The organism is Enterovibrio calviensis DSM 14347, from assembly GCF_000621165.1.
GTDB lineage: Bacteria > Pseudomonadota > Gammaproteobacteria > Enterobacterales > Vibrionaceae > Enterovibrio > Enterovibrio calviensis.
On sequence record NZ_JHZA01000021.1, the window covers coordinates 64938 to 83057 of the forward strand.

11 protein-coding genes and 2 rRNA genes are annotated in these 18120 nt (G+C 48.2%); 5 read left to right on the forward strand and 8 right to left on the reverse strand.

Annotated features, from left to right (window positions below; genetic code table 11):
• Nucleotides 1-31: 31 nt before the first annotated feature.
• Nucleotides 32-1387, forward strand: a complete 1356-nt coding sequence (gene argA / locus Q365_RS0116455; RefSeq protein WP_028024383.1) for an amino-acid N-acetyltransferase — start codon at nt 32-34, stop codon at nt 1385-1387.
• Here argA and recD read toward each other — a convergent pair.
• Both recD and recB read right to left on the reverse strand, forming a co-directional pair.
• Complete coding sequence (recD, locus tag Q365_RS0116460; RefSeq protein WP_028024384.1) at nt 1353-3350, reverse strand: exodeoxyribonuclease V subunit alpha; 1998 nt, start codon at nt 3348-3350, stop codon at nt 1353-1355. The genes argA and recD overlap by 35 nt on opposite strands.
• A complete protein-coding gene (recB, locus tag Q365_RS0116465; RefSeq protein WP_028024385.1) occupies nt 3337-6894 on the reverse strand; it encodes an exodeoxyribonuclease V subunit beta in 3558 nt (1185 codons plus the stop codon). Before recB ends, recD begins: the two co-directional genes overlap by 14 nt.
• A gap of 259 nt (nt 6895-7153) precedes the next feature.
• Between recB and Q365_RS0116470 the strand changes: the two genes are divergently transcribed.
• Nucleotides 7154-8767, forward strand: coding sequence for a methyl-accepting chemotaxis protein (locus Q365_RS0116470; protein WP_028024386.1), 1614 nt, complete (start codon nt 7154-7156; stop codon nt 8765-8767).
• 56 nt (nt 8768-8823) lie between these two features.
• Here Q365_RS0116470 and recC read toward each other — a convergent pair whose 3' ends face one another.
• Entirely contained in the window at nt 8824-12219 is a 3396-nt protein-coding gene (gene recC, locus Q365_RS0116475; RefSeq protein WP_028024387.1) for an exodeoxyribonuclease V subunit gamma, read from the reverse strand.
• A 123-nt stretch (nt 12220-12342) separates the two neighbouring features.
• Nucleotides 12343-13299 carry an SLAC1 family transporter gene (locus Q365_RS0116480; RefSeq protein ID WP_028024388.1) on the reverse strand — a complete coding sequence of 319 codons (957 nt, stop codon included), beginning with the start codon at nt 13297-13299 and terminating at the stop codon, nt 12343-12345.
• A 107-nt stretch (nt 13300-13406) separates the two neighbouring features.
• Here Q365_RS0116480 and Q365_RS0116485 point away from each other — a divergent pair, with 107 nt between their 5' ends.
• Nucleotides 13407-14315, forward strand: coding sequence for a LysR substrate-binding domain-containing protein (locus Q365_RS0116485; protein WP_028024389.1), 909 nt, complete (start codon nt 13407-13409; stop codon nt 14313-14315).
• 59 nt (nt 14316-14374) lie between these two features.
• Here Q365_RS0116485 and Q365_RS0116490 read toward each other — a convergent pair whose 3' ends face one another.
• Nucleotides 14375-15061, reverse strand: coding sequence for a DNA-3-methyladenine glycosylase I (locus tag Q365_RS0116490; protein ID WP_028024390.1), 687 nt, complete (start codon nt 15059-15061; stop codon nt 14375-14377).
• An 81-nt stretch (nt 15062-15142) separates the two neighbouring features.
• Between Q365_RS0116490 and Q365_RS0116495 the strand changes: the two genes are divergently transcribed.
• Nucleotides 15143-15439 carry a YebG family protein gene (locus Q365_RS0116495; RefSeq protein WP_028024391.1) on the forward strand — a complete coding sequence of 99 codons (297 nt, stop codon included), beginning with the start codon at nt 15143-15145 and terminating at the stop codon, nt 15437-15439.
• A 227-nt stretch (nt 15440-15666) separates the two neighbouring features.
• Nucleotides 15667-16698, forward strand: a complete 1032-nt coding sequence (gene dapD, locus Q365_RS0116500) for a 2,3,4,5-tetrahydropyridine-2,6-dicarboxylate N-succinyltransferase (protein ID WP_028024392.1) — start codon at nt 15667-15669, stop codon at nt 16696-16698.
• Between the two features lie 62 nt (nt 16699-16760).
• On the opposite strand, the gene Q365_RS0116505 is transcribed toward dapD, so the two are convergent.
• From Q365_RS0116505 to Q365_RS0116515, 3 genes are all read right to left on the reverse strand, one after another.
• The gene (locus Q365_RS0116505) at nt 16761-17123 is read right to left on the reverse strand and encodes a DUF2799 domain-containing protein (protein ID WP_028024393.1); all 363 of its coding nucleotides are present in this window, start codon (nt 17121-17123) and stop codon (nt 16761-16763) included.
• A gap of 363 nt (nt 17124-17486) precedes the next feature.
• Nucleotides 17487-17602 (reverse strand): 5S ribosomal RNA (gene rrf, locus Q365_RS0116510).
• Between the two features lie 242 nt (nt 17603-17844).
• Nucleotides 17845-18120, reverse strand: a 23S ribosomal RNA gene (locus Q365_RS0116515); the annotation flags it as partial.

Here is an 18120-nt window from a genome sequence, read left to right on the forward strand (position 1 = left end):
GCATATAAAATCATAATAATGGAGTAAGGTGTTGAAACTTCGTAGTACAGCACTTGTAAATGGATTTAGGCAGTCTGCGCCATATGTCAATGCACACCAAAATAAAACCATAGTCATTATGTTGGGTGGTGAAGCGATCGCGGACAGCAATTTTGGCAATATCGTTAATGATATCGCACTGCTCAATAGCCTCGGCCTCCGCTTGGTATTGGTCTATGGTGCGCGCCCGCAAATTAGCCAACAGTTAGAGAAACAAGGGCTAGAAACGCCTTACCACAATAATGTTCGAGTCACAGACTCAGCCTCGCTTGAAGTGGTTAAGCAAGCAGCGGGACAATTACAACTCGATATCACTGCCCGCCTTTCCATGAGTTTAAACAACACGCCCATGGCAGGTGCACAGATCAACGTCGTCAGCGGTAACTTTGTTATTGCACAGCCTCTTGGGGTAGATGACGGTATCGATTTCTGTCACAGCGGCCGAATCCGTCGTATAGATATTGAAGGGATTCATCGCCAACTTGATCAACGAGCCATCGTATTATTAGGACCCGTTGCCAGCTCAGTCACTGGCGAGTGCTTTAACCTCACCTCTGAAGAAATTGCCACTCAGCTCGCCATTCGGCTCAATGCTGACAAGCTGATTGGTTTCTGTTCGTTACAAGGTGTGATTGGCCCTAATGGCAATGTCTTATCCGAGCTGTTTCCTCATCAAGTGGAAGAAATATTGCAGCAACGCGAATTGGCGGGAGACATCCAATCAGGCACGGTTAGATTCTTACGGGGAGCGACAGCAGCCTGTCGCTCTGGCGTGCCAAGAAGCCACCTATTGAGTTACAAAGTGGATGGTTCATTGATCCAAGAACTGTTCTCGATTGAAGGGATAGGTACCCAGATTGTGACCGAAAGTGCGGAGCGCATTCGTCAAGCCACCATCAATGACATTGGCGGGATATTAGATCTCATTCGCCCGCTGGAGGAGCAAGGTATTTTGGTGCGCCGCTCTCGTGAACAGCTTGAGCAAGAAATCCCCCGTTTTACGGTGATTGAGCGAGATGATCGAATCATTGGTTGCGCGGCCATTTACGCCTACCCAGAATCCCAAAGCGCAGAAATGGCCTGCGTGGCCGTTCATCCCGAGTACCGCGATAGCGAAAGAGGTACGCGCTTGCTTCAATACATTAAACAACAAGCACTGCAGGATGGGTTGAAAACCATTTTTGTGCTCACGACACGCAGTATCCACTGGTTCCGTGAGCACGGTTTTGCTGAAGCTGACGTTAGTGCGCTACCCGATGCGAAACAGCAGCTTTATAACCTGCAACGCCGCTCAAAAGTGCTCACGCTCGACCTTAATGACCACGTAATGCGTCTGCCAACCCACTAAACCTCTGCGTTTTACGTCGTATTGCCCGCGTCAAACTGGCGCGGGTGGTATACACATCAAGCCGTGATTTTGCGCGGGTCACGCCGGTATAAACCAACTCTCGCGTCATCACGGGTGTCGGTGTTGGCGGTAAAACCAGTAAGGTATGGTTGAATTCAGACCCCTGTGATTTGTGAATCGTCATTGCGTAAGCTGTCTGGTGTTCAGGCAAACGACTAGGCAAAAACGCTTTTACCGTGCCATCAGACATTTCAAACACCACGCGCAGCCCATCTTCATGTTTCACTACAATGCCAATATCACCGTTGTATAACCCAAGTCCGTGATCGTTCTGCGTGACCATAACGGGTCTGCCTGAATAGAACGCTTCCTCACCAGGAGCAATTAAGCGCTTGGCTGACAAGGCTTTCTCAATGGCAGTATTCAGCCCTTTCACGCCAAACGGCCCATCTGACAACGCGCACAGCAACCGAACATTAGAGAAGTGACGCAGTATCTGCCTGTGCTCTTCTCCAGCTAACAATGCATTGAGATAATCACTGTAGCCTTCGACGGCCTGCGCGATAGCATCACCATAAACATCGCCGTCTAAGTCGTGCAACGCAATATCTGAAAAACCTTGTTTCAGCACGCTTTCCATTTGATGAGGGTTACCCGCGTTGATGGCATAGGCCAACTGACCAACACCAGAACGCGCATGGAATCGATAACTCTTTTTCAGCAAGCAGACACCATCAGACACCGCAGGTACATTCTCATGCCCCTGCAACGCAAATCCAGTGAGTGTCGATAATTGTGCCGCCCGTGCTGGGCTATAACCCACATCCGCACCATCACAAATATCACCCAATACCGCGCCCGCCTCAACCGACGCGAGCTGATCACGGTCTCCAAGCAGGATGACTCGCGCATGGTCGGGTAACGCTGACAACAATCGCGCCATCAATGGCAAATCAACCATCGATGCTTCATCGACCACCAGCACATCAAGGTGAAGGCGATTGCCTTCATGATGTCGAAATTCTACGCGATGCGGAATCGCACCGAGCAGGCGGTGAATCGTCGAGGCTTGTACCGGAATTTTCTCTCGAATACTCGCCTCAACAGGCAAAGCTGCCACAGCCTGACCAATGGATTCCGTCAGGCGATTTGCCGCTTTACCGGTGGGCGCCACCAGCTTAATGTCCAAGCCTGTGGCTTTATCACTGCTACTGACTAACGCTGCTAATAGCTTGGCTACCGTGGTGGTTTTCCCCGTACCCGGCCCACCCGATATCACCGTAAACCCGTAACTCAGTGCCACGGCTGCCGCGACTTTCTGCCAATTCAAACGAGCATGATCAGGCACAAGAGACAAAATTGCATCGTGGGTTCCGCCCGATGCGACCAACGCACTAATGGCGTCAATGTCAACGAGGCTGGCATCCACAATGTCAAAGAAATCCACGAGCTTTTGCGCGCGCTCTTCTGGTGGCCATGACGGGAACTGATCTTTCAAATATCCAATGTCTGGCGTGAACAAGGTATCTAGCAATTGACGATTTTGATCAGGCAGAACGAGCGCATCAACGCGCTTGCTAATTTCAGCAACAACACGTTGCTCCGCCGCCCAATAGCGATGCAAATAAAGTCGAGAACCATGAAGCACCAACGGCGTTGCTGCCGACCCCGCTCCCACCACCGGGCTTTGCGCCAGAGCAGTTAATGCTTGCTCAGGTTGCAGCAAAGCAGCGACGCGCGCGGATTCTGCCGCAGGCAAGTCAAACAACCTTGTTGGGTCAATCGTCGCGACATCCACACAGACATTGCCTTTACCTAACTCAAAGCTCACCAATGCTGCCCAGCCCGAAATCAACGCATCGTGGTCAGCTAACTGATCGGCAATAAAGCAGGAAAATTGGCGATCTATCGCTCGAATCGTGCCTCGCTTATACAAAGCTTGTAGCATTTCACTCATCGTCATTTGAGCTATCTCCGTTGGTAAACAGCACATCTAACCCGTCGATCAATGAGTAAGAAGGTTTGGTATAGAAAATCCCATGGCGCGTATCAGCTTCAATACCTCGCACAAACAAGTAGTACACGCCACCAAAGTGGCGTTCAAAATCGTAGTCAGCGATCCGTTGACGTAAAAATCGATGCAGGGCCAGCGAATAGATCTGGTACTGAAAATCGTATCGATGATCGATCATGGCTTGATTCAACGCCGCTTCGGTGTAGTCAGCGGGCGAATCCCCCAAGTAATTTGATTTCCAGTCGAGCACGTAATAGCGCCCCTGCCAGCAAAACACGAGGTCGATAAAACCTTTAAGCATGCCACTGGCTGTATCAAACCCTAAGTTGGATGCTTGAGCGGATAAAGGATCGTGGGTTTGGATTAAACGGTTCACGCGACCACACTGCAACCGCTCAACAGGCATGACAAACTCCATCTCGGTTAACCGAGCGGGCGCATCAATCTGAGACAGCGTAAGCCCTTGCTCACCGAGCGATTGCGCCACCACGTCAGTGAGGAGACGCTGCAACACTGGAACCCATGCTTCGTCATAGTTTTCAAGTGCAAGCGCATGGCGGATCATGTCTGCCACCTCGTCGCTGTACATGTCTTCGCCGAAATCGACATTTTCAAACAAGGTATGCAAAAACGTACCGGGACGCGCACCTCGGGGAAATTGGAAGATAGAGCCATATTGATCGATCGGCTCTTCATCTTCATGACGCTCGTCTGCAGCATCAATGTCAAAAGCAGGCAAATCTGGCAATGCCGAGCTGTGCCCCTGCTTAACCAATCCCGAGTAACTGGTTAAACGCCAATCTCGTCGAATGGTGCCTTTAAAGTGCTTAGCGGTAATGATGTCTGCATGGTGTTCTTGCACGGCAAGCTTGCCAGTGTCAGCCGGTGGCTCGACAACCGAAAACTGCGGCTGGTCTTTGATGAGCGCGGCAACAGAGGTATGAAGAGCATCAGCATCTCCCGCTTCACCTTGTTGGATCAAATACCCCAGTGCCGACTTGTGCAGCCCCGTATCGCCCGTTGATTTACGACCGTCTTTTAACGGCGATAATCCAATGAAGCAACCGTAAACGGCACGAGTCAATGCCACGTAAATCAGCCGCAGATCTTCAGCAAGACGTTCTTTGTCAGCCAACTCAATCGCAGGTTCAGGATTCGACAACGCCAAGGTGGGCGTATTGTCGTCATCATGGAAAAATGGTCTATCTGACGGTCTGAAATTGCACGCAAAAGGCAGGTAAACCAAATCGTATTCCAGACCTTTTGATTTGTGGATGGTGACGATCTGCACCAAATCGCGTTCAGATTCCAAACGTACTTGCTGCTCTTCACTATTACCGTTAGGCGTGTCGATGTGATCGGCAAGCCAACGAATGAGCGCATGGTGGCTATCCAGCGTTTGACTGGCTTGTTGCAGTAATTCACCAAGGTGAAGCAAGTCGGTCAGTGAGCGCTCACCTTCTTCCTCAAGAAGCAATCGTTCCGCTATACCGCGTCGCTGCATCATCTGACGCAACATGGGCAATATGCCGCGAGAAAACCACACTGACTGATAAGTTGAAAACTCAATCACCGCCCTTTCCCAGGCTTTTTCATCATGGTTCAGTGAATCAAGTTCTGTCGCCGTCAGTGCAAACAACCCACTCGCCAGCGCGGCACGAAGAGCGCGTTCATTGTCAGGAGATAGCACCGCCGCCAATAGCCGTTGCAGATCGGCCGCTAACGCGCTTGAAAATACGCTGCTGCGGTTGGACAGGTAAACAGACGCAATACCTTGCTTTGCCAAGGCTTGCTTAACTTTCGCCGCTTCATTTCCCGTTCTCACGAGAACAGCAATGTCGCTGGCCTGAATCGTTTTCTGACTTTGCCCTTTGCAGAAATGCGCACGTTCTTCATCACCCGCATTCAATATCTCGCGAATACTGGTTGCCGTTGCCAAAGCCATCGTCGCTTCGTAATCGTTTTTACTCACTAAATCTCGCGCTTCTGGCAGCCAGAACGTTAGCGCAGCTTGTGGCGAACCATTCAAGTGCCAGTGTTTCTGATCTGCCCCCGGCGCATGGTCGACAGCAATAAACGGAATGTCATTGTCATAAATAAAAGGCGCTTTTGCATGAGCGAATACACGGTTAACCGCCGCGACCATGTCGGCGGTCGAACGCCAGTTAGTGCCAAGGTTGTAATGCTCTGTAATTTGTCGACGCGCATGAATATAAGTAAAAATGTCTGCGCCACGAAACGCATAAATCGCCTGCTTTGGGTCGCCAATCATGAACAATCCACACTGTGGTGCATTGGCATAGATATCGCTGAAAATCTGATATTGCTGAGGATCGGTATCTTGGAACTCATCGATCATCGCCACAGGGAACAAGGTGCGGATACGTTCTGCTAATACCCCTTCGCTGTCTTGCGTTAGCGCTTCTGATAACTGTGAAAGTAAGTCATCAAATGATAGCCAACCGAAACGTCGCTTCTCTTTCGCCAGTAACTGACGCACTTCGCGAATAGCATGTGCCGTTAACGCATCTTTCAATGTCGGCGGGGACGCGAGTAATGCATCAATCGCATCAAAGACAGTGTGCGTCGGCACAACCCCTTTTTTGGTTTTCTCACTGAGTACTGACGCAGAAAATCGCGACAAATTGGTTGGAAGATCGTAGTCCACTGTTTGTAGCTGTGCCCACGCGCCAACCTCTCCTAACCAATTGGGTAAGGAGCGCTTGCTGTAGCTGCGTTTATCAACACCAGATCCTGAAATTAGCGCTTCCAGATCCGCACTGGCTTCGCGCCATTGCGTTTTAATGCCTTCGATGCGTACAAGGTTATCGTTGTGAAGCTCAGCGAGATCCTCTGGCATATCAGGCGCTTGAATGCTGACCAATGGCCCTGACAAGTACACACTAATATCGTGCAACAACGCGATTGGTGCTCCCCAGTAACTCCGCACAACACCAGCCAATGACTTTGGCAAAGGATAGAACTGACGTCGCCAAAAATCTGAAACAGCTCGCTCTCTCAGCGTCGATTCATCGGTAATAAACTCATTACTAAACAAACTGCCGGATTCAAACGCATTCTGCGTCAACATACGCTGACAAAAACCATGGATGGTATATATCGCCGCTTCATCCATTTGACGCTCTGCTTGCAACAAGAGCTGCTCGGCATGTTTATGCTCAGTGATCTCTTCAAGTAACGGGGCAATCACAGGATCATGACTTTCACCGCGACTAAATGCCAAACGAGCATCATGGATACGCGCTCGGATACGATCACGCAGCTCCTGCGTTGCCGCTTCGGTAAAGGTCACGACTAGAATTCTATCAACCGTTAACGGTGTTTCATGTGCCGACGTTTCCATACCGTGCCCTAGCAATAAACGAAGATATAAGCCGGCGATGGTAAAGGTTTTCCCTGTACCCGCAGAGGCTTCGATTAATCGCTGACCAAAAAGCGGAAATGACATGGGATGAAGAGATTGGGTTGGCATGCAATGTCGACTCAAGTGAGAGGAATGACCAGATTTTATCAAGTATGAGCGTGATTGTAAGTGAAATGACTATGCAGACTTTACCGACATCAAGGTTTTAAAAATTAGGCATACTACGAGAAGAAAAAAATGTATGCGATTCAACTCACAATATAACCACCCTCATCCCAAGCGCATCTATTGATACACCACCTAAATTAGGCGACCCTTAATGTTTCATGTTTGTTATATCACACACATAAATTGAGCCTTTTATAGTATGAAATTTGTTACAAACCTTACATTTCGAAATAAGTTACTGCTCATTGTCGGTATTTCAGTGATTAGCATAATTCTACTTACCGCATTTCAAGTTCGAAACTTACACAATGATCTTCTCCAAGAGAGAAAAGGAAACTTGATGCAGACCATTGATATTGCATGGCAAATCGTCGATAAGCATTATCAAGAAGACGCGTCTGAAGAAGGATTAAAGAATGCCATGGCGGCATTACAGCCTTTACGATTTGGGTCTGATGGCTATTACTTTGTCGTAGATAACGACGGCACAATGGTGGCGGGCTCAAGAAGCTGGATTGGGCGCGATTTCAATACATTTCGCGACAGTAACGGTGGCGCTGTACTTCGTAACATGCGTCAAGCGGCGCAACCATCAGAGGGTGGGTTTAGTAGCTACTGGTTTGCAAAGCCAGGCGGAAATGCCGCTATTGAGAAAGTCAGTGCGGTAAAACGTCACGCGCCTTGGGGACTGCTGATCGGCACGGGCATTTATATCGACGATCTTGAAACCTTGGTTTGGCAAGAAGCAGGGAAATCAGCCTTAGTGGCTTCTTCATTTACTTTGATACTCATCATATTGGCAACTGCGCTATCACGCATGCTGGTGACGTCCATTCGTGAAATCCAACGTGCGTTAAGCGCAGTGGCAAAAGGCGACCTCACCGCGAGAGCAGACGTAAACAGCGAAGATGAACTGGGCGAAATGGCACGCAACCTCAACAATGCATGCCAACAACTGCAAACCTTACTGGCGAATGTGGACACTACACTCCACCAGCTAGATAGCGACAGCAATACCATGGCAAATTTGGCTAACCGTTCAACAGACGGCATTCGCACGCAAAGCCAAGAATTAGACTTGGTTGCCAGTGCGATGGAAGAAATGTCATCGGCAATCAAAGAGGTAGAAGCTAGCACCCTGACGGCACAAAACAGCACTCGTCACTCACGCGTACTGGTGGGCGAAGCCGAGAATGCATTGTCCGTCTCTCTTAACAACTTTGAAGAAGTGAACCGTGATGTGATTGACGCGGAGCGCAATATTCGTGAGCTTGCAGCCTCTAGCGATCAGATCAGTGATGTCGTTACTGTGATCAATGACATTTCGGAACAAACTAATTTGCTGGCCTTGAATGCCGCCATTGAAGCTGCTCGTGCTGGCAGTGCTGGTCGAGGATTTGCTGTCGTTGCAGATGAAGTCAGAAAACTGGCCTACTCGACCAAAGAGTCCACCACTCAAATCAATGCCATCATAGAGAAGCTTCAAGAGCGCGCTCAGATAGCAGCGAAAATCATGAGCAGTGGGACTGACAAAACGGCGCAAAGCCTCGATCACGCTCGCCAAGCTCAAACACAGCTGACGTCATTGGCTGATTTGATTAACGATTTGGAGCAGCTAAACACGGCTGTCGCGACATCCACATCTCAACAAGCAAGTGCGTCGTCGGAAGTTGCTCGTAGTGTGGTGAACGTTAGCGACATTTCACACAACAACCGTGATGCCAGCGAAGAGACCCTCGCACTCAGCGACAAAGTAAAATCACTGAGTGATACAGGCCGCGACCAGCTGTCTAAGTTCAATATTACCGCCTAAAAAAACCTTGCGCATTTAACCGCGCAAGGTACAGAAAGAAGACTGATGAGACATTGTCAGTTTTCTTTCTTTTCTGCTCTCATCGCCGGAAGGAGTACTTGTTGCCCCCATGCAAGCACATCGCTCAGCAACTGCTCACTCGCCTGCGGCCACACTCGCATCACGTAGGTATTTTCGCCTTCTCCAGTGGTCATATAACCACTATCAAATGCTGCTCGCATTTTAGTTTTGGCCTTTTCCCACGTCGCCTCATCATCAGACCAATTACCCGCTTTATCCATACTCGCCAATAATCCCGCTAGCGCGGTGTTCGGCAAGTAAGGAAGAGGCCGCTCAGTGCCTAAGTAATACTGTTCAAGGTAGAAGCTCAAATAACTCAAAGCTTCATTTGCATCAATGGGCGTCAATACGACATCTTCATCAACCCCGATAAAATGCGTTTCGCTTTTATCACCCGCAGCACATTGGCAAAGGTGATCTATCCACGCAGCCAGCCTGTCACGCGCACGGATTTTCCCGCTTCGAAACAACACTCGCCCTGCGCGATAACGTTCATCAAGCCAGCCTTGCAATAACACAGTGCCGCGAGAGGTTGGAATCGAGAGGTTAATTTCGAGTGGTTGACGTCGCTCTGAAAAATGCGGTTTCAATCTGTCATACAACCCAAGGATACTGGCTTGTTCACTTTCTAGCGTTAGCTCGCCAAAGTGGCTCAACGGCAGCGTGCCGCTGGCTTTTTGATGTTGATAGAAATCCGTCAGTGATTGCTCACTGTTGCCGTATTCAATGATGTGAGTTAGCAGCGCATCTCGCAGCTGATAGCGTTCGAGGTTATCTAATGAAAAAGGCTCAGCGTCCTCCATGGCACCTTCTGGCGCTTCGAAAAACACTTTTAAGCGACGATTGAAAAAGTACTGCACAGGCAAACGCCAAAAACGCTGCAGTTCGGCCAATTCAACAATGCGTGTTTCTGCATCATTTTCAGTGACTAGGTCTTGCCCCCCTAAAAAGGGTTCTGCAAGCTCGCCTTCACCTTTTGCTGCTGGTAGCCATTCTGACGCATAGCTTTGTCTGTGCCCCTCAAACGCGAGGCGACTAAACGGGACCAATGGGTTGTGATGAACCAAATGGTCAATGAGATTTTCACCTGACGCCTGTTCAGGCAGCGTATTGTCATTCTCTAAACAATAACCCTGTCGGCAGTAATCAAGCAGCTCGGTGATCAACACCGATGGTACTTTCACCGAGTTATCTTGTACTGAACGCCCAACATAGCTGATGTATAACCGCTGCTGTGCTGACTGGAGTGCTTCTAGGAACAAATAGCGATCGTCATCCCGTCGAGAGCGATCCCCTGCTCGTGTTCGCCCTGCCATCAAATCAAAGCCGACGGGAGCAATCGTTCTCGGATAATCGCCATCATTCATGCCTAGAAGACAAACCACATTAAATGGGATAGAACGCATTGGCATCAAGGTACAGAAGTTTACCTGACCGGCAAGGAAACGCTGACTCACGCGCTCGCCACCCAATTTTTCTTTCAGGTAGTCACGAACAATGGCCAAAGAGAGCGCCTGAATAAAGCCAGCATCATCGAGTTGAGTGAGCCAACTGTCGAGCTGATCGCGTATGAGTTTACCGGCAAGCTCTTCTTCGGTATCCAGCGCAAACATGTCATCAAACAATGCGATCAATGTGGTGACCCAATCTTGCCCAATTTGAGCTTGATTCAATGCCGCTTGCGCGCCGTTAAGCACGCGGAAGAACTCGCCCAACTTACCCGCGACATCGGCTTCTAATCCCTGCACCTCATCATAGGCAAGCACATCATTGTACAAGCCGCGATCACTCGGCATGGCATAGCCAAGCAACATGCGGTTCAAACCAAATTGCCAAGTATTTTGATGTTGGTGAGGAAGCGAGAAGTGGGTAGCGGTGTCATCATCAAGCCCCCAACGAATGCCCGCCTCTTCTACCCAAAACTTCACTTTTTCAAATTGGCGGTTATCAAAACCAAAGCGACGTAGCACTGAAGGCACTTCAAGGATCTCAAGCAGATCGGCCGCGCTGCATCGACTGTCGGGCAAACTCAGTAATCGCAAGAAAGTAGTGAGTATTGGGCTTTCTTGGTCTGCACTGCGGTCAGATATCGAAAATGGGATGTAGCGCTCACCTGGCGCATTACCAAACACAGCCTGAATTGCTGGGCTATAAGCATTGATATCAGCGACCATCACCACGATATCCCGCGGCGTTAACGACGGTTCGGACTCCAACATATCCAGCAGGCGATCATGCAAGACTTCCACTTCTCGCATCGGGCTATGACAGACTTCAATGGTGAGCGAGCGGTCTTCCGGAGAGATAACCTGCTTGCTCTCACTGGTCAAGGTTTCTTGAATGTTACCCGGCTCTATCAAATCAAGAATGTCGGCTTGAATATGCTGCAACAGGCTGTCACGTTGAATATCAACAAAACCCTGATCAACTTCATGACATTGGAGTTCAGAAATCAGCAGTAGATTATCTCGCCCCAATTTCCCCATGGATGCCAACAAGCTATTGCCCACTTCTGCAGCGTCATCACCACCGCCTAGCGCCAAGGAGAATTGCGCAGGCTCATCACCTTGGCTGATCCGGCTAATTCGACTTTCCATCGCTGCTTCGCGTTTTGCTAAATAGCGTTTGTCTCGAATATCGCCCCAGTAGTAACGACAAGGGTTGGTAAACATGTAATGCACATCAATGTGTTGCCCCAATGCTTTTAGTGCATCCAGATAACGGGGCGGAAGCGCAGAGATCCCAAACACAAAAACACGCTCAATTCCGACCAATCCTTCGGGTTTGGTTGCATGCGAGGATAATGTATCGATGAATTCTTCATATAAATTGGCACGGTGAAATGGCGACTGACCTTGTTGTAAGGTGTAATCATAAAGCGCTTGCCAAAGTTGGGGTTGCCAGCTTTTCTCATCGGCAAGTTCTGGCACTGCTTGTTCATTTTCCCACGCTTTGATCCACTCAGGGCGATACACCAAGTATTGGTCATAGATATCCGCGATTTTCCCAGCAAGCTGGTATAGCTTCTGGTCATCAGTATCGTCTTCAAGATAGCGCTTCAGTTCATCGAAATCTGGCGTATCGAGCATAGGTGGCAGCACTTTCATGAGCTTCCATGTCATCGCTTCTTTGTTGAAAAAGCTGCGTTGAGGAACGCCTTCCAATAAATGCGTAAACATCTGCCAGATAAATGTCGCAGGCAGCGGAAACTCGATGTTAGCAACAATGCCTTGCTCTTTAGCCATCTCCAGCTTTAGCCACTGGGCCATACCAGGGCTTTGCACCAAAATGATTTCTTTTTGGAATGGATTATCGAGCGGCTTCTGCTGAACGATGGCGACCAGCAGACTTTTCAGCAAGTCCAATTGGTTGGAGTGATAGACAGTGAACACGAGGCAAGACTCTTGAGAACATGATTGAACAGATTGTGGCGGAATGCTCTCAAGAGTGCAATTTTAGGGCATTACACATGGGCGTAAGGTTAGAAAAAAGCCTGCGAGATGCAGGCTTTAAGGCTATACGGTGGCAGGCTGACGCCATTGCAACGAAATAAATCGTCGGTAATGCAGAGAAACATAGAACACGACGCCAGTTGCAACGACCAGTTCAAGCAATGCAATCACCGAAATCTGATTGACGTATTCAGGCGCAACACCGATGGATTGCATCCACGTCGCCGTTTTGTAGAGCGCTGTCGCGCCAATCACCATCGGGAAGGTAAACGCTGCAAACCCAGGAGAGAATGGCAAACGCATGAGCGAAACAAATGAAAGATAGATAACCGCAGTCATCAGTAACGCAATACCCAGTAATACGGCAACAATGACCGGAGATGGGGATTGGCTTACCGTTAAGTAACCTGCCAAAGAAAGGCTAGCTGGTGCAGCCAAAATCGCGATCGTTGGCTTTGCACCGTCAGGCACTTCGCCACAAAAGATGAGTCGGTAAATCATCAACGGCAGCAATATTGCGTATGAAGACAAACCGAAGAATAAGATGACATCTGCAATAGGTTTTAACGCTGGGTTGCCGGAGAATGCCACATCAGCCACCACGAGGCCGACAGGAGGGACAAACCAACTCGGAACCATGTGGCTCAAGGAGAATTGCTTAGCTCGATGGAAAACGAACGAAGACAAGAATATCAGATGCGCTGCGACCGCTAATAACCACAACCCATCGCCTGCGACTGGCGACCATTTCCCTAGCGCATTTGAAACAATCATCACGCCCATTGCAAAGGTAGGAACAACGCTTCCTACAACAGGATGCTGGAGATCCGCCCAAAGGTTCTTCGGGTTAGACATAAACTTGAACGCAATAAGAAGCAGCATCACGCCACCAATAATGGCGCCAATAATTTGTGCCATTCCATCAAATTGGCCCGCATTTTCCCAACTCCAACCTAGGCTTGCTATCGCAAGTGCTAAACCAGCCATTGGAGTAGGGAGAAGATTTAAACGTCTACGCATCGTTCTGTCACATCGTTAGAAAAAAAGTGTATGACTTATGATAGAACGGTACTGTATTTTAATATATCTGAATATATTGAAACCTACATTCAGATATACTTAACCCTATGTCTGTATCTCTACGTCAATTACAAGTATTCGTTGCTGTTGCGCAGGAAAAAACCATCACTGCCGCTTCCGCATTGCTGTATCTATCCAAACCCGCCGTCAGCATGGCCATCACCGAACTCGAAAAGCAGATCGGACACAATCTATTTGAACGGATTAATAATCGTCTGCTGATTAATGACCATGGCAGGCGATTACTTCCTCTGGCTGATGAATTGCTGACACGCAGCGATGAAATTATCAAAGTGTTGGATACGACAGGAGAGCTGAGTGGCCACTTACGCATTGGCGCCAGTGACACGATAGGTAATCAATTAGTCCCATTTTTACTGCGAGACTTTCGAAATCAAAGTAATCATATCGATCAAGAGCTTGTCATTTCAAATAGCCAAGTGGTGATCGATAAACTAATGGCATTTGAATTAGATATTGGCTTGATTGAAGGTCAGGGGGAGAACAAACATTTACTTGGCAGCGATGATCTCGTCATGACCCCTTGGTTATCAGACGAAATGTGCATCGCTTGCGCAATTGATCATCCATTATCGAAGAGAAATTCCCACTCCCTGTTTGATTTAGAAAGCCACCCTTGGGTCTTGCGCGAAATCGGTTCAGGAACGCGTGAACACTTCCTTTCACGCATGGCGCCCAGGCTCGATAACTGGACGATAGCCTTTGAGCTTCGAACGACCGAAGCCATCATTAATTGTGCAGCTGCAGGACTCGGGCTCGCATATCTGTCAAAGCTTGCAGCAAGGCACGCAGTTGCCAACAATCGGTTAAAATTGATCGAGGTTCCTCTCGACCTAAGACGCCAATACTGGCTGGTTCGCCACAAGGACAAACATCTCTCACCATTGCTAAATCGCTTTATCTCTTTCAGTGCGCAGTGGCAGATCTCAGACTAAATAATTCTTCAGATAAGAGCTCTCTGTAAAGACAAGTCAAATCGCAGACTTAACGCAAGCTACAGACTATTGTCACCCATGCTGTACGCAATGATCTGACTGATCTGGCAAAGTGGACGTCCGCTTTCTTCCTGCCAACGATTAAACGCTTCTTGCGCTGCTTGAAGAGATTTACGCGTATCTCTTCCACCATCAATGATCTGATGCGCACGCAAATACGCTTCTACATCGCCTGAGAGGATAAATGTGTCCTTACCCATAAGCCTCAACGAATAAGATCCCGTATTACCCCCTAAACGGCTTCCGTGCTTTTTCAAGTAAGCCCACAAGCCTATGATGTCTGAACTTGGCCACTGAGCCACAAACGCCGAAAAACTCCCGTGCTTGCGACAAGCATCTTGGATCATCTGTGCGTTGTGAGGAATCGTCATTACTTTCCCAAGGTGGCGAATAATCGCAGGGTTAGTCGCCTTCTTCTCCCACATTTCAGGCGGGATCAAACACATTTTTTCGATATCGAATCCCCAGAAAACCTCTTCAAAATTAGGCCATTTGTTTCTCACCAATTGCCAATTCATTCCTGATTGGAAAATCTTTTGGCTAAACGTCGCTAACCAGCGATCATCAGGGATCTCTGACAATTCATCCAATGATTTAGGATGAGATAGACGCTGTTCAAGGGCACTGTTGCTGCCTTTTCTGGTGGCAGCGCGATAATAGATATCTGAGAATTTTTCCAATGTCATCACACTAATTACGGTTACACTAGACACGTATATTTACTCTACTGTATAAACAGACAGTAGACAATTAATGAGGGGTTAACCGTGGCCGTTATCGTCAAATATGTGGTTGAGCGCAATGGAGAAGAGAAGATGACTTTTACCTCTAAGGCGGAAGCTGATGCGTATGACAAAATGCTCGACATGGCTGATGAGCTGTTCGAACTTTTAGGTAAATGCGACGTTGTTGCCGATGAAGGGCAGCGTGAAGAGCTTTCTATGTTCTTAGCGCAAAATCGTGAAGACGTACTTTGCGCGCTAGGTGCGAAACGCAAGCCAACACCTAAGCCAGCGAAAAAGAAAGCTGAAGCATCGAAAGATGACGACGCTGAAGCAGCATAGTCATAAAAAACGCTCCGCATGACGGGGCGTTTTTTATTTTGCTGCGATACTTATTTAGGTCTATTTGTCGCGAAATCTCCCCTAAGTGCATTTATCTGACGGATTCTAATTCTTCGCCCTTCAATCTTGCCGCCCTTCACTTTAATATGTTCACAAGCAATCATTATTATTGACCGATCACTGCTTCTTTTCAGCGATCAGCAAAGAGACAAGGAGATATTCTCATCATGGCAAGTTTTGCTCTAGCGCTTGGCACCGCGACCAAAAATAAAGATGGCAAAATCATCGAAGCATTTTTCCCAGCCCCAGTCTTAAATCCCTCTGACGCATTAGTTGCCGCGCTGGCGAACATCGTCTCTTACAAAGAAGGCAATGGCGCTTTCGATGTACAAGCCAGTGACTGTGAAGCAATCGCTGCCGCATTTACTGCCGCTGACCAACAAGCTTCAGCTGCATTCGCAAACAAAGCGGCATCATCAAGCCAACCTTTGGTTTTGGTTATCCTAGCTTCAGATGAGAAACCAAGCAGCGTATCAGAAGGCTTCCTGAAGCTTCAGCTAATTTCTCAACGTCTCGCTACGCCACACAGCATTGTGCTTGATGGCATTTTTGGTTTGCTGCACAACATTGCTTGGACCAACAAAGGCCCAATCGATTTGCCTGAGCTAGCTGATCGTCAAATTGAAGCACGTTTGGCAGGTGAGACCTTAACGGTCGATTGCGTCGACAAGTTCCCTAAAATGGTTGATTACATTGTCCCTGCTGGCGTTCGTATCGCTGATACCTCACGCGTTCGCTTGGGTGCGCACGTAGGCGAAGGCACAACTGTTATGCATGAAGGTTTCATTAACTTCAATGCTGGTACTGAAGGTGTGAGCATGGTTGAAGGCCGTATTTCTGCAGGTGTTATGGTCGGTAACGGCAGCGACATCGGTGGTGGTGCATCTATCATGGGTACACTAAGTGGCGGTGGTCAGCTTGTTATCTCTATCGGTGAAAACAGCCTACTAGGTGCAAACGCTGGCCTAGGTTTCCCACTAGGAGATCGTTGTACTATTGAATCTGGTTTGTATGTTACTGCTGGAACTAAAGTAACCATGCTTGATTCAAGTGGTGCTGAAGTTGAAACCGTGAAAGCTCGCGACCTTGCGGGTAAGCCAGACCTTCTTTTCCGTCGCAACTCAGTGACCGGTAAGATTGAATGTCTAACTAACAAATCTGCAGTAGAGCTTAACGCTGAGCTTCACGCGAATAACTAAGTTATCGCTCTAAATACTGAAGACTAAAAGACCAGCAATGCTGGTCTTTTTTGATCATGCTGCTAGAAGAATCTTCCCGCTTCTAGTCCTGTTTTCCAATTTTCTTCATAAAGCCAACCTTTGGGTGTGCCATCGATACAAACACTGTTTCTCGGCTTACCAATAATCCCCATATGATAAGCGTTTTCTGGCTTACAGTACTCTTTCACATGCGCATCATATGCTGACTGATATTCACTTTGTTGCTTTTTATCCGTCGCACCTAGCGACATTAAATCTATTTCAGTACGCAATTTTCTGCCCGCTTCCACGTCGTAATTTGCCAACCCCGCCCAGTTATGGGTCATTGAAAGTTCAGCAACACGGTGACTCGAGCACCCAGTTAGACTCAAGACCAGCAGTAGACTCACCATTAGATATTTCATATCAATCTCCTACACCCTTTGATATGCAGTATATAGCGTAAACCTGAACATAATCCGTACGAATTCATTATTCATAAATGAATTCGGAGTTACCTATCTTTAACCACTACGATCAATGCTTATTCAAGGTTGCCGCCGACTCCGACTAGCTCCACTGCAAACTGGTTTTTCTTTTCCTTAGCGATGCTGATATGGGTGGGATACCAATTTTAATTGTGATGGGGAAGTGGACACAATTATCCTGTTGAAATTATCGCTATCGGTCTATTTTCGCTTAAATGCAAAAAAGCCCTGACCGTCAGGTCAGGGCTTTTTGTTTTTTTGCCTTCATCTTTTTCTGAAAAAGATGAAAACGAATTTGAAGCCTGGCGATGTCCTACTCTCACATGGGGAGACCCCACACTACCATCGGCGCTGTTACGTTTCACTACTGAGTTCGGCATGGAGTCAGGTGGGTCCATAACGCTGTGGTCGCCAAGCAAATTTGGTGGCTTTATCCCGCTGGCTATACTGTCCGCTTGCGGCGTTAGCTTGCTTTTTCACTCGGTCATGTACTTCGTACACTCCCTCACTCAACTCACAAACTGCCTTGCTATCGAACACTATCCCTGCGCTACTATGACGCTTGCTGGATAATTCCTAAATCTTGGAAGATTCTGACTAGCTTCTCTTACACATTCAATGTTCTTATTTGAGTCCGCTAAAACCCCTTGGGTGTTGTATGGTTAAGCCTCACGGGCAATTAGTATCAGTTAGCTCAACGCCTCGCAGCGCTTACACACCTGACCTATCTACGTCGTAGTCTTCAACAACCCTTTAGAGACCTTAAAGGTCTAGGGATGACTCATCTCGAGGCTCGCTTCACGCTTAGATGCTTTCAGCGTTTATCGATTCCGAACTTAGCTACCGGGCAATGCCACTGGCGTGACAACCCGAACACCAGAGGTTCGTCCACTCCGGTCCTCTCGTACTAGGAGCAGCCCCTCTCAATCATCCA

What these genes read in the sequence shown, in the direction of transcription:
- recD (WP_028024384.1), bottom strand. Translation starts at nt 3,350, where the DNA reads ATGACGATGAGTGAAATGCTACAAGCTTTGTATAAGCGAGGCACGATT.
- Q365_RS0116470 (WP_028024386.1), top strand. Translation starts at nt 7,154, where the DNA reads ATGAAATTTGTTACAAACCTTACATTTCGAAATAAGTTACTGCTCATT.
- Q365_RS0116505 (WP_028024393.1), bottom strand. Translation starts at nt 17,123, where the DNA reads ATGAAATATCTAATGGTGAGTCTACTGCTGGTCTTGAGTCTAACTGGG.
- recB (WP_028024385.1), bottom strand. Translation starts at nt 6,894, where the DNA reads ATGCCAACCCAATCTCTTCATCCCATGTCATTTCCGCTTTTTGGTCAG.
- dapD (WP_028024392.1), top strand. Translation starts at nt 15,667, where the DNA reads ATGGCAAGTTTTGCTCTAGCGCTTGGCACCGCGACCAAAAATAAAGAT.
- Q365_RS0116490 (WP_028024390.1), bottom strand. Translation starts at nt 15,061, where the DNA reads ATGACATTGGAAAAATTCTCAGATATCTATTATCGCGCTGCCACCAGA.
- Q365_RS0116480 (WP_028024388.1), bottom strand. Translation starts at nt 13,299, where the DNA reads ATGCGTAGACGTTTAAATCTTCTCCCTACTCCAATGGCTGGTTTAGCA.
- Q365_RS0116485 (WP_028024389.1), top strand. Translation starts at nt 13,407, where the DNA reads ATGTCTGTATCTCTACGTCAATTACAAGTATTCGTTGCTGTTGCGCAG.